This is a genomic window from Pandoraea iniqua (assembly GCF_902459685.1).
Classification (GTDB): Bacteria; Pseudomonadota; Gammaproteobacteria; order Burkholderiales; family Burkholderiaceae; genus Pandoraea; species Pandoraea iniqua.
Window position 1 is genome coordinate 1 of sequence record NZ_CABPSF010000014.1, and the last position, 12,608, is coordinate 12,608.

Consider the following 12,608-nt stretch of genomic DNA (forward strand, 5'->3'; position numbering starts at 1 on the left):
CCGAAGGTCTGCGTTTCGCAATCCGCGAAGGTGGCCGTACCGTCGGCGCCGGCGTGGTTGCTACGATCGTTGCCTAAGCCGGTCCTTTAAAGGTCCGCGCTTACGGGGGTCAGCTTTTGGCGGCTGGCCCCGCTGCTGTTTTAGGGGTATAGCTCAACTGGCAGAGCGTCGGTCTCCAAAACCGAAGGTTGGGGGTTCGATTCCCTCTGCCCCTGCCAAACAACTGTCTGCAAGCTGGAAATGGCGAATTCTCCCGTAGAAACTGTACGTACGACTGGCGACAAGCTGCTGTTGGCTCTGGCCGCACTGCTGGTGGTTGCTGGTGTCGTGGCGTTCTACGCCTTGGAACAACAAGCACTGTATGTGCGCGTTGCTGCCATTGTCGTCGTTCTGGCCATTGCCGCAGGTGTTGGATTGGCATCGCAAACCGGTAAGGGCTTCATGGCCTTTGCTAAGGATGCGTATCGGGAAGTGGGTAAGGTCGTTTGGCCGACCCGTAAAGAGGCCGCTCAAACGACCGCGATTGTCTTCGCGTTCGTCATCGTTATGGCGCTGTATCTCTGGATCAGCGACAAGACGATTGAATGGGCGGTGTTCTCTTTAATTCTTGGCTGGAAGTGATATGTCTGATACCGGGGCTGCACCGAGTAAGAAGCGCTGGTACGTCGTTCATGCGTATTCCGGCATGGAAAAGAGCGTAGCCAAGGCGCTTCGCGAGCGCATTGCGCGCGCAGGTATGGAAGATTATTTCGGCGAGATCTTGGTCCCGACCGAAGAAGTTGTAGAAACCAAGGGTGGCCAGAAATCGGTCACCGAACGTCGTTTCTTCCCCGGCTATGTGCTGTGCGAGATGGAAATGACGGATGAGACGTGGCACTTGGTGAAAAACACCGCCAAGGTCACCGGCTTCGTCGGCGGCACGGGCAACCGTCCGACGCCGATTCGTCAGGCCGAGGTCGACAAGATCATGTCTCAAATCAAGGACGGGGTGGAAAAGCCGCGTCCCAAGACGTTGTTCGAAGTGGGCGAGTTTGTTCGAGTCAAGGATGGTCCTTTCACGGACTTCAACGGCTCGGTCGAAGAAGTGAACTACGAAAAGTCCCGCCTACGTGTTTCCGTCACCATTTTTGGACGGGCAACTCCGGTAGAACTGGAGTTCGGACAAGTCGAAAAGATCTAAGAATAAGATGCGCCGGGCAATGTCCGGCGCGTTTTTGCGTTGGTGACAGTCGTCGCCGAGGAGCGTCAGTAGCCCGTTTTTTGGTGAACGCGCGCTATGACTCAACCCCGAATATGCGCCACATATTCGTTCCGGAGTAAACCATGGCAAAGAAAATCATCGGCTTTATCAAGCTGCAGATTCCTGCAGGTAAAGCCAACCCGTCGCCCCCCGTGGGCCCGGCACTGGGTCAACGCGGCCTGAACATCATGGAGTTCTGCAAGGCGTTCAACGCCCAGACGCAGGGCCTCGAACCGGGTCTGCCGACGCCGGTGGTGATCACCGCCTTCGCGGACAAGAGCTTCACGTTCGTTCTGAAGACCCCGCCGGCAACCGTGCTGATCAAGAAGGCTGCCAAGCTCGACAAGGGCTCGGCCAAGCCGCACACCGATAAGGTGGGCAAGATCACCCGCGCACAAGCGGAAGAAATCGCGAAGACCAAGATGCCTGACCTTACCGCTGCCGATCTGGACGCCGCGGTTCGCACCATCGCTGGCAGCGCACGTTCGATGGGCATCACGGTGGAGGGTCTGTAATGGCTAAGATCTCTAAGCGTCAACAAGCATTGGCCGCCAAGGTCGACCGCAACAAGCTGTACCCGGTCGGCGACGCTCTGGCTCTGGTCAAGGAATGCGCAAGCGCCAAGTTCGACGAGTCGATCGACGTCGCCGTTCAACTGGGCGTGGATGCAAAGAAGTCGGACCAAGTGGTCCGTGGTTCGGTCGTCCTGCCGGCAGGTACCGGTAAGTCGGTTCGCGTTGCCGTTTTCGCCCAAGGCGAAAAGGCTGAGCAAGCTAAGGCTGCCGGCGCTGAAATCGTCGGTATGGAAGACCTGGCTGAGCAAATCAAGGCCGGCAAGATGGACTTCGACATCGTGATCGCTTCGCCGGACACGATGCGCGTTGTCGGTACGCTGGGTCAGATCCTCGGCCCGCGCGGCCTGATGCCGAACCCGAAGGTTGGCACGGTGACCCCGGACGTTGCTACGGCTGTGAAGAACGCCAAGGCAGGTCAGGTGCAATTCCGCGTCGACAAGGGCGGCATCATCCACGCCACGATCGGTCGCGCATCGTTCGAAGCAGCTTCGCTGCAACAGAACCTGTCGGCACTCCTGGAAGCCCTGACGAAGGCCAAGCCGGCCTCGAGCAAGGGTGTCTACCTGCGCAAGATCGCCCTGTCGAGCACGATGGGCGTTGGCGTGCGTGTGGACCAGACGACGCTGTCGGCCTAAGCGCCAGACGCGGCGAGCGGCACTGAAAAGTATCGCAATCGCAGGGTGATGGCGTCCCCTGGGATGGCTTTAGATCCTAGAGATCGATAGCCAGCAGCAAAAGACTTTGGGCGAAAGCGGGTTCCTCGGAAAACGCTTTCGGTTATCAAAGACCGTTGGCGGGAATGGGCATTCACTGACACTCCCTTAATACGCCAGCCAACGCAGATGGCGAACCCGAACAAGTATGCAGTCACATCATGGCGCATGGGCAACCGGCGCGGTGATAGAAACTCCAGACATGTCGGTAAGCCGTTAGTGGAACGGCATCACCATGAGGTGATGTCAATTTTGGAGGTTAACCGTGGCACTTAATCTTGATGATAAGAAAGCCGTCGTGGCAGAAGTTTCGGCGCAAGTCGCCGGTGCTTCGACCATCGTTGTGGCTGAATATCGCGGAATCACGGTTGGCGATCTGACGAAGCTTCGCGCTACCGCGCGTCAGCAAGGCGTCTACCTGCGCGTTCTGAAGAACACGCTGGCACGCCGTGCAGTGGAAAACACTGCCTTTGCTGGCCTGGCTGAACAGATGACCGGTCCTCTGATCTACGGTATCTCGACGGATCCCGTAGCCGCTGCGAAAGTCTTGAACGACTTTTCGAAGGGCAACGACAAGTTGATCTTGAAGGCCGGCTCGTACGACGGCAAGGTGATGGACAAGGCTGGCGTGCAAGCGCTGGCGTCGATCCCGAGCCGCGACGAACTGCTCGCGAAGTTGCTGGGTGTCATGCAAGCGCCGGTTTCCGGCTTTGCTCGCGTCCTGGCTGCCGTGGCCGAGAAGAAGCAAGCGGAAGCTGCTTAATTCTCGTCCCGGTTACACGATCGCTGACTTCGGTCCGAACACAATCTAGGAGTTTTACAAATGGCAATCACTAAAGAAGACATCATCGAAGCCGTTGGCTCGATGTCGGTTATGGAACTGAACGACCTGGTTAAGGCGTTCGAAGAAAAGTTCGGCGTGTCGGCAGCTGCTCTGTCGGTCGCTGGCCCGGCTGGCGCAGGCGGTGCTGCTGCTGCTGCTGAAGAGCAAACCGAATTCAACGTCATCCTGACGGAAGTCGGCGCAAACAAGGTCGGCGTCATCAAGGCCGTGCGCGAACTGACCGGCCTGGGCTTGAAGGAAGCCAAGGATGTGGTTGACGGTGCTCCGAAGGCTGTCAAGGAAGGCGTCGACAAGGCTGCTGCTGAAGAAGCCAAGAAGAAGCTGGAAGAAGCCGGCGCCAAGGTCGAAGTTAAGTAATTCGACTCCGCGCGTAGGGAAGGCTGGCGACGAAAAGTCGTCAGCCTTTTTGTGCTTTCAGGCGTTGCAAAACCCACATCCTGTGTGCGGTATTCGAAAGCCGGCGCAGAAAAGCGCCAAGTGGTTGAAGTCAAACAGGTTTTAGTGATGGCTGTGTGAATCGTGGCGTTTGAAACGCGCGTTACACACTGAGAGAGGCCAAAGAAAAGATCGCGCCGTGAAGGTCAGGGCGGTTCTTCTCTTTGTCTTCTGAAGCGACTGCAGAAGGCAAGTTTGGTCGGGCGACGGGCAACACAGGCATCCGTCGCCGTCAGCCAGCGGTTGGTAGCGGCCAACCACCAAGCTCGTTGCTCCATGGCAAGCCCGCCGTGGAGGACGTCTGGTCTCAGTCGATGAACACCCGTTGGCGATGCCTGCCGTCGTCGTCACCGTAGTGATTCGGAGATCGTAATGCACTATTCCTTCACCGAGAAGAAACGCATTCGCAAGAGTTTTGCGAAGCGTCCGAACGTGCACAAGGTGCCGTTTTTGCTGGCTACCCAGCTCGCCTCGTACACATCGTTCTTGCAGGCCGAAGCGCTTGCATCGGAGCGGAAACCGGAGGGTCTGCAAGCGGCCTTCTCCTCCATTTTCCCGATCGTTTCTCACAACGGGTTCGCACGCCTTGAGTTCGTCAGCTATTTGCTCGGTACTCCCGCGTTCGATGTCAAGGAATGTCAACAGCGCGGCCTGACTTTTTGCTCGGCTCTGCGCGCCAAAGTTCGTCTGGTGATCCTGGATAAGGAATCGCCGAACAAGCCCGTCGTCAAGGAAGTCAAGGAACAGGAAGTGTACATGGGCGAAATTCCGCTCATGACGTCCACGGGTTCCTTCGTCATCAATGGCACGGAGCGTGTCATCGTCTCGCAGCTGCACCGTTCGCCGGGCGTGTTCTTCGAACACGACAAGGGCAAGACGCACAGCTCGGGCAAGTTGCTGTTCTCTGCACGTATCATCCCCTACCGCGGCTCGTGGCTGGACTTCGAATTCGATCCGAAGGACATCCTGTACTTCCGCGTCGACCGCCGTCGCAAGATGCCGGTCACGATCCTGCTCAAGGCCATTGGCCTGACGCCGGAACAGATCCTCGCGAACTTCTTCGTGTTCGACAACTTCAAGCTGATGCCGGAAGGCGCGCAGATGGAGTTCGTGCCGGAGCGTCTGCGTGGTGAAGTGGCGCGTTTCGACATCACCGATCGCGAAGGCAAGGTCATTGTCCAGAAGGACAAGCGCGTCAACGCCAAGCACATCCGTGATCTGGAAAACGCCAACACCAAGTTCATCTCGGTGCCGGAAGACTACCTGCTCGGCCGCGTGCTGGCAAAGAACGTGATCGACGCCGATACCGGCGAAGTGATCGCTAACGCCAACGACGAAATCACCGAAAGCGTGCTGCTCAAGCTGCGCGAGTCGGGTGTGTCGGATATCCAGACGCTCTACACGAACGATCTGGACCAAGGTCCGTACATCTCGGCCACGCTGCGTATCGACGAAACCGCCGACCGTACGGCCGCGCGTATCGCGATCTACCGCATGATGCGCCCGGGTGAGCCGCCGACCGAAGATGCGGTCGAGGCCCTGTTCAACCGTCTGTTCTACAGCGAAGAAGCGTACGACCTGTCGAAGGTGGGTCGTATGAAGTTCAACCGTCGTGTCGGCCGTGATGACGTGCTCGGCCCGATGACGCTGGAAGACGACGACATCCTCGCGACGATCAAGATCCTGGTGGATCTGCGTAACGGCCGCGGCGAAGTGGACGATATCGACCACTTGGGTAACCGTCGTGTGCGTTGCGTCGGCGAACTCGCCGAGAACCAGTTCCGTGCCGGTCTGGTGCGTGTCGAGCGTGCTGTGAAGGAACGTCTGGGTCAGGCCGAGTCGGAAAACCTGATGCCGCACGACCTGATCAACAGCAAGCCGATCTCGTCGGCCATTCGCGAGTTCTTCGGTTCGTCGCAGCTGTCGCAGTTTATGGACCAAACCAACCCGCTGTCGGAAATCACGCACAAGCGTCGTGTTTCCGCACTGGGCCCGGGCGGTCTGACGCGTGAGCGTGCCGGCTTCGAAGTGCGCGACGTGCACCCGACTCACTACGGTCGCGTGTGCCCGATTGAAACGCCGGAAGGTCCGAACATTGGTCTGATCAACTCGCTGGCACTGTACGCCCGCCTGAACGAATACGGCTTCCTCGAGACGCCGTACCGCAAGGTGGAAGACGGCAAGGTCACCGACCAGATCGACTACCTGTCGGCCATTGAAGAAGGCCGTTACGTGATCGCTCAGGCGAACGCGTCGATCGGCGCCGACGGCTCGCTCACCGACGAACTCGTGTCGTCGCGTGAAGCCGGCGAAACGCTGATGGTCACGCCGGACCGCATCCAGTACATGGACGTGGCCCCGTCGCAGATCGTCTCGGTCGCTGCCTCGCTGATTCCGTTCCTTGAACACGATGACGCGAACCGCGCATTGATGGGCTCGAACATGCAGCGCCAGGCCGTGCCTTGCCTGCGTCCGGAAAAAGCGGTCGTGGGTACGGGTATCGAACGTACCGTGGCAGTTGACTCGGGTACGACGGTGCAAGCCTTCCGTGGCGGCGTGGTGGACTACGTCGACGCAGGCCGTGTGGTGATTCGTGCGAACGATGACGAAGCGCTGGCCGGTGAAGTGGGCGTCGACATCTACAACCTGATCAAGTACACGCGTTCGAACCAGAACACCAACATCAACCAGCGCCCGATCGTAGAAGTGGGCGACAAGGTGGCGCGCGGCGATGTGATCGCCGACGGCGCGTCGACCGATCTGGGCGAATTGGCGCTGGGTCAGAACATGCTGATCGCGTTCATGCCGTGGAACGGCTACAACTTCGAGGATTCGATCCTGATCTCGGAGCGTGTCGTTGCGGAAGACCGTTACACGTCGATCCACATCGAAGAGCTGAACGTGGTCGCTCGCGACACGAAGCTCGGACCTGAGGAAATCACGCGCGACATCTCGAACCTGGCGGAAGTGCAACTGAGCCGTCTGGACGAGTCGGGCATCGTGTACATCGGCGCGGAAGTCGAAGCCGGTGACGTGATGGTGGGCAAGGTCACGCCGAAGGGCGAAACCCAGCTCACGCCGGAAGAAAAGCTGCTGCGCGCGATCTTCGGCGAGAAGGCTTCGGACGTGAAGGACACCTCGCTGCGCGTGCCCTCGGGCATGAGCGGCACCGTCATCGACGTGCAGGTGTTCACGCGTGAAGGTATCCAGCGCGACAAGCGCGCTCAACAGATCATCGACGATGAACTGAAGGGCTACCGTCTGGACCTGAACGACCAGCTGCGTATCGTGGAAGGCGATGCATTCCAGCGTCTGGAGCGTTTCCTGGTGGGCAAGTCGGCCAATGGCGGCCCGAAGAAGCTCGTCAAGGGCACCAAGATCACCAAGGAATACCTGGCCGATCTGGACCGCTACCACTGGTTCGACATCCGTCTGGCCGAAGACGAAGGCGCGCAACAGCTCGAACAGATCAAGGAATCGATCGAGCAGAAGCGTCACCAGTTCGATCTGGCCTTCGAAGAGAAGCGCAAGAAGCTCACGCAAGGCGACGAACTGCCGCCGGGCGTGTTGAAGATGGTCAAGGTGTACCTGGCCGTGAAGCGCCGTCTCCAGCCTGGCGACAAGATGGCCGGCCGTCACGGTAACAAGGGTGTGGTCTCGAAGATCGTGCCGATCGAAGATATGCCGTACATGGCCGATGGCCGTCCGGCAGACATCGTGCTCAACCCGCTCGGCGTGCCGTCGCGGATGAACGTGGGTCAGATTCTCGAATCGCACCTCGGCTGGGCAGCGAAGGGTCTGGGTTGGCGCATCGGCGAAATGCTGCAAGCGCACACCAAGGTCCAGGAAGTTCGCAAGTTCCTGACGAAGATCTACAACGAGAGCGGTCAGCAAGAAGATATCGACAGCCTGTCGGACGACGAGATCATGTCGCTGGCGCGCAACTTGCAGAACGGCGTGCCGTTCGCAACGCCGGTGTTCGATGGTGCGCATGAAGAGGAAATCCGCCGCATGCTGGATCTGGCTTTCCCGGATCACATTGCGAAGGGCCTCGGCATGACGCCGTCGAAGAACCAGGTCACGCTGCACGACGGCCGTACCGGCGAAGCGTTTGAGCGTCCGGTTACTTGCGGCTTCATGCACATGCTGAAGCTGCACCACTTGGTCGACGACAAGATGCACGCGCGTTCGACCGGTCCGTACTCGCTGGTGACGCAGCAGCCGTTGGGCGGTAAGGCCCAGTTCGGTGGTCAGCGTTTCGGTGAAATGGAAGTGTGGGCACTGGAAGCTTACGGCGCATCGTACGTGCTGCAAGAAATGCTGACGGTGAAGTCGGATGACGTGAACGGTCGTACGAAGGTGTACGAAAACCTCGTCAAGGGCGATCACGTGATCGATGCCGGCATGCCGGAATCGTTCAACGTGCTGGTCAAGGAAATCCGTTCGCTCGGTATCGATATCGACCTGGAGCGCGGTTAATCGCGTTCAGGCAAATAGGAGAAAGCAATGAAAGCTTTGCTCGATCTATTCAAGCAAGTCCAGCAGGACGAACAGTTCGACGCGATCAAGATCGGTCTGGCTTCGCCGGACAAGATCCGCTCGTGGTCGTTCGGTGAAGTCAAGAAGCCGGAAACGATCAACTATCGGACGTTCAAGCCCGAGCGTGATGGTCTGTTCTGCGCAAAGATCTTCGGTCCGATCAAGGATTACGAATGCCTTTGCGGTAAGTACAAGCGCCTGAAGCACCGTGGCGTGATCTGCGAGAAGTGCGGCGTGGAAGTCACGCTCGCAAAGGTGCGTCGCGAACGCATGGGCCACATCGAGCTGGCCTCGCCGGTCGCTCACATCTGGTTCCTGAAGTCGCTGCCGTCGCGTCTGGGCATGGTGCTCGACATGACGCTGCGCGACATCGAACGCGTGTTGTACTTCGAAGCCTACGTGGTGATCGAAGCGGGCATGACGCCGCTCAAAGCGCGGCAGATCATGACCGAAGAGGATTACTACAACAAGGTCGAGGAATACGGCGACGAATTCCGTGCCGAGATGGGCGCGGAAGGCGTGCGTGAGCTGCTGCGCGCGATCGACATCGATTCGGAAGTCGAGCGTCTGCGCGCCGAGCTGCAAGCCACGGGCTCGGAAGCCAAGATCAAGAAGTACGCCAAGCGCCTGAAAGTGCTCGAGGCATTCCAGCGTTCGGGCATCAAGCCCGAGTGGATGGTGCTCGAAGTGCTGCCGGTGCTGCCGCCCGAACTGCGCCCGCTGGTGCCGCTCGACGGTGGCCGCTTCGCGACCTCGGACCTGAACGATCTGTATCGCCGCGTCATCAACCGTAACAACCGTCTGAAGCGTCTGCTCGAGCTGAAGGCACCGGACATCATCGTGCGCAACGAAAAGCGCATGCTGCAAGAGTCGGTGGATTCGCTGCTCGATAACGGCCGTCGCGGTAAGGCCATGACGGGTGCTAACAAGCGTCCGCTCAAGTCGCTGGCCGACATGATCAAGGGCAAGAGCGGTCGTTTCCGTCAGAACTTGCTCGGTAAGCGCGTCGACTACTCGGGCCGTTCGGTGATTACCGTGGGCCCGACGCTCAAGCTGCATCAGTGCGGTCTGCCGAAGCTGATGGCGCTCGAACTCTTCAAGCCGTTCATTTTCCACAAGCTGGAAGTGATGGGCGTGGCCACGACGATCAAGGCCGCGAAGAAGGAAGTCGAGAACCAGACGGCCGTGGTGTGGGACATCTTGGAAGAGGTGATCCGCGAGCACCCGATCATGCTGAACCGCGCACCGACGCTGCACCGCCTGGGTATTCAGGCGTTTGAGCCGGTGCTGATCGAAGGCAAGGCAATTCAGCTTCACCCGCTGGTTTGCGCGGCGTTCAACGCCGACTTCGACGGTGACCAGATGGCCGTTCACGTGCCGCTGTCGCTCGAAGCGCAGATGGAAGCGCGTACCCTGATGCTGGCCTCGAACAACGTGTTGTTCCCGGCTAACGGCGATCCGTCGATCGTGCCGTCGCAGGATATCGTGCTGGGTCTGTACTACGCGACGCGTGACAAGATCAACGGCCGCGGCGAAGGCATTTCGTTTGCCGACGTCTCGGAAGTGCTGCGTGCGTACGACAACAAGGAAGTCGAACTGGCTTCGCGCGTGAACGTGCGTATCACCGAGATGGTTCACAACGAGGACACCTCGGAAGGTGCGCCGAAGTTCGTGCCGAAGATCACGCTGTACCCGACGACTGTCGGCCGCGCGATCTTGTCCGAAATTCTGCCGCCGGGCCTGCCGTTCTCGGTGCTGAACAAGTCGCTCAAGAAGAAGGAAATCTCGAAGCTGATCAACACGGCGTTCCGCCGTTGCGGTCTGCGCGAGACGGTGATCTTCGTCGACAAGCTGATGCAGTCGGGCTTCAAGCTCGCAACGCGTGCCGGTATCTCGATCTGCGTCGACGACATGCTCGTGCCGACGAAGAAGGAAGAGCTGATCGGCGAAGCGTCGAAGAAGGTCAAGGAATACGACCGTCAGTACATGTCGGGTCTGGTCACGGCGCAAGAGCGTTACAACAACGTCGTGGACATCTGGGGTGCAACCGGCGACGCCGTGGGCAAGGCCATGATGGAACAGCTCTCGACGGAAGAAACGGTCGATCGCGATGGCAAGACCGTGCGTCAGGAATCGTTCAACTCGATTTACATGATGGCCGACTCGGGTGCTCGCGGTTCGAGCGCTCAGATTCGTCAGCTCGCCGGTATGCGTGGCCTGATGGCCAAGCCGGACGGCTCGATTATCGAGACGCCGATTACCGCGAACTTCCGCGAAGGCCTGAACGTGTTGCAGTACTTCATCTCGACCCACGGTGCACGTAAGGGTCTGGCGGATACGGCACTGAAGACGGCTAACTCGGGTTACCTGACGCGTCGTCTGGTGGACGTGACGCAGGATCTGGTCGTGGTCGAAGACGATTGCGGCACGAGCAACGGCGTGGCAATGAAGGCGCTGGTCGAGGGCGGTGAAGTGGTCGAAGCCCTGCGTGACCGTATTCTGGGTCGCGTGGCCGTGTCGGATGTTGTGAATCCGGAAACGCAAGAGACGGTGTACGAGGCCGGCACGCTGCTGGACGAAGACGTTGTCGAAACGATCGAATCGCTGGGTATCGACGAAGTGCGCGTGCGCACGCCGCTGACCTGCGATACGCGTTACGGTCTGTGCGCACTGTGCTATGGCCGTGACCTGGGTCGCGGTTCGCGTGTGAACGTCGGCGAAGCCGTCGGCGTGATCGCAGCACAGTCGATCGGTGAGCCGGGCACGCAGCTGACGATGCGTACGTTCCACATCGGTGGTGCGGCATCGCGTGCGGCAGTGGCCTCGTCGATCGAAGCCAAGTCGAACGGTACGGTTCGCTTCACGGCAACGATGCGTTACGTGACGAACGGCCGCGGCGAGCAGATCGTGATTTCGCGTTCGGGTGAAATCCTGATCACGGACGATCACGGTCGCGAGCGCGAGCGTCACAAAGTGCCGTACGGCGCGACGCTGCTGCAACTGGATGGCGCACAGGTCAAGGCCGGTGTGCAACTCGGTACGTGGGATCCGCTGACGCGCCCGATCATTACCGAACACGGCGGTTTCGCCCGCTTCGAGAATGTCGAGGAAGGTGTCACGGTTGCCAAGCAGATCGACGATGTGACGGGTCTGTCCACGCTGGTCGTGATCGATCCGAAGCGTCGTGGTCCGGCGTCGAAGAACGTGCGTCCGCAGGTCAAGCTGCTCGACGAGAATGGTGTGGAAGTGAAGATCCCGGGTACCGATCACGCTGTGACGATCGGCTTCCAGGTGGGCGCACTGATCACCATCAAGGACGGTCAGCAAGTGCCGGTGGGTGAAGTGCTCGCACGTATCCCGACCGAAGCGCAAAAGACCCGCGACATTACCGGGGGTCTGCCGCGTGTGGCCGAACTGTTCGAAGCACGTGCACCGAAGGACGCCGGCATTCTGGCCGAAGTCACGGGTACGACGTCGTTCGGTAAGGACACCAAGGGCAAGCAGCGTCTGGTCATTACCGATCTGGACGGCAACCAGCACGAGTTCCTGATTCCGAAGGAAAAGCAGGTGCTGGTGCACGACGGTCAGGTGGTGAACAAGGGCGAAATGATCGTGGACGGCCCGGCCGATCCGCACGACATTCTGCGCTTGCAGGGTATCGAGGCACTGGCACGTTACATCGTCGACGAAGTTCAGGACGTGTACCGTTTGCAGGGTGTGAAGATCAACGACAAGCACATCGAGGTGATCGTTCGCCAGATGCTGCGTCGTGTGCAGATCGTCGATTCGGGCGATACGCGCTTCATCACCGGCGAACAGGTCGAACGCTCGGACATGCTCGACGAGAACGACGCCATGAACGCTTTGGACAAGCGTCCGGCGCAGTACGAGAACGTGTTGCTGGGTATTACGAAGGCGTCGCTGTCGACGGACTCGTTCATCTCGGCCGCATCGTTCCAGGAAACGACGCGCGTGTTGACCGAAGCCGCCATCATGGGCAAGAAGGACGACCTGCGTGGCCTGAAGGAAAACGTCATCGTCGGCCGTCTGATCCCGGCAGGTACGGGTCTGGCGTATCACAAGGCCCGCAAGGCCCGCGAAACGTCGGATCGCGAGCGTCACGACCAGATCGCTCTGGAAGAGGCGTTTGCCCCGATGCCCGCATCGGTGGAAGAGCCGACGGCAGAGTAAGGTGGCAGGCAGCGCTGGCGAAAGCCGGCGCTGTCACCGCAGACTTTGTCGCGACAGCAGTCGATGTGAAA

9 protein-coding genes and 1 tRNA gene are annotated in these 12,608 nt (G+C 59.5%); all 10 read left to right on the forward strand.

What is annotated here, in order from left to right:
- Positions 1 to 77 (forward strand): EF-Tu C-terminal domain-related protein (locus PIN31009_RS27335; RefSeq protein WP_455657243.1); only part of this gene is annotated, 77 nt, incomplete at its 5' end.
- A gap of 65 nt (positions 78 to 142) precedes the next feature.
- A tRNA-Trp gene (locus PIN31009_RS27340) sits at positions 143 to 218 on the forward strand.
- A 22-nt stretch (positions 219 to 240) separates the two neighbouring features.
- Positions 241 to 621, forward strand: coding sequence for a preprotein translocase subunit SecE (gene secE, locus PIN31009_RS27345; RefSeq protein ID WP_058376413.1), 381 nt, complete (start codon positions 241 to 243; stop codon positions 619 to 621).
- 1 nt (position 622) lies between these two features.
- A complete protein-coding gene (gene nusG / locus PIN31009_RS27350) occupies positions 623 to 1,180 on the forward strand; it encodes a transcription termination/antitermination protein NusG (RefSeq protein WP_058376412.1) in 558 nt (185 codons plus the stop codon).
- 143 nt (positions 1,181 to 1,323) lie between these two features.
- Positions 1,324 to 1,755 carry a 50S ribosomal protein L11 gene (gene rplK, locus PIN31009_RS27355; protein WP_058376411.1) on the forward strand — a complete coding sequence of 144 codons (432 nt, stop codon included), beginning with the start codon at positions 1,324 to 1,326 and terminating at the stop codon, positions 1,753 to 1,755.
- Positions 1,755 to 2,450, forward strand: a complete 696-nt coding sequence (gene rplA / locus PIN31009_RS27360) for a 50S ribosomal protein L1 (RefSeq protein ID WP_150686707.1) — start codon at positions 1,755 to 1,757, stop codon at positions 2,448 to 2,450. Before rplK ends, rplA begins: the two co-directional genes overlap by 1 nt.
- Positions 2,451 to 2,793: 343 nt before the next feature.
- Complete coding sequence (rplJ, locus tag PIN31009_RS27365; protein WP_150686708.1) at positions 2,794 to 3,291, forward strand: 50S ribosomal protein L10; 498 nt, start codon at positions 2,794 to 2,796, stop codon at positions 3,289 to 3,291.
- A 60-nt stretch (positions 3,292 to 3,351) separates the two neighbouring features.
- The gene (rplL, locus tag PIN31009_RS27370) at positions 3,352 to 3,729 is read left to right on the forward strand and encodes a 50S ribosomal protein L7/L12 (RefSeq protein WP_058376408.1); all 378 of its coding nucleotides are present in this window, start codon (positions 3,352 to 3,354) and stop codon (positions 3,727 to 3,729) included.
- A gap of 450 nt (positions 3,730 to 4,179) precedes the next feature.
- The gene (gene rpoB / locus PIN31009_RS27375) at positions 4,180 to 8,286 is read left to right on the forward strand and encodes a DNA-directed RNA polymerase subunit beta (protein WP_058376407.1); all 4,107 of its coding nucleotides are present in this window, start codon (positions 4,180 to 4,182) and stop codon (positions 8,284 to 8,286) included.
- A gap of 27 nt (positions 8,287 to 8,313) precedes the next feature.
- Complete coding sequence (rpoC, locus tag PIN31009_RS27380; protein ID WP_150686709.1) at positions 8,314 to 12,537, forward strand: DNA-directed RNA polymerase subunit beta'; 4,224 nt, start codon at positions 8,314 to 8,316, stop codon at positions 12,535 to 12,537.
- Positions 12,538 to 12,608 lie beyond the last annotated feature (71 nt).

What these genes read in the sequence shown, in the direction of transcription:
- secE (WP_058376413.1), top strand. Translation starts at nt 241, where the DNA reads ATGGCGAATTCTCCCGTAGAAACTGTACGTACGACTGGCGACAAGCTG.
- nusG (WP_058376412.1), top strand. Translation starts at nt 623, where the DNA reads ATGTCTGATACCGGGGCTGCACCGAGTAAGAAGCGCTGGTACGTCGTT.
- rplK (WP_058376411.1), top strand. Translation starts at nt 1,324, where the DNA reads ATGGCAAAGAAAATCATCGGCTTTATCAAGCTGCAGATTCCTGCAGGT.
- rplA (WP_150686707.1), top strand. Translation starts at nt 1,755, where the DNA reads ATGGCTAAGATCTCTAAGCGTCAACAAGCATTGGCCGCCAAGGTCGAC.
- rplL (WP_058376408.1), top strand. Translation starts at nt 3,352, where the DNA reads ATGGCAATCACTAAAGAAGACATCATCGAAGCCGTTGGCTCGATGTCG.
- rpoB (WP_058376407.1), top strand. Translation starts at nt 4,180, where the DNA reads ATGCACTATTCCTTCACCGAGAAGAAACGCATTCGCAAGAGTTTTGCG.
- rpoC (WP_150686709.1), top strand. Translation starts at nt 8,314, where the DNA reads ATGAAAGCTTTGCTCGATCTATTCAAGCAAGTCCAGCAGGACGAACAG.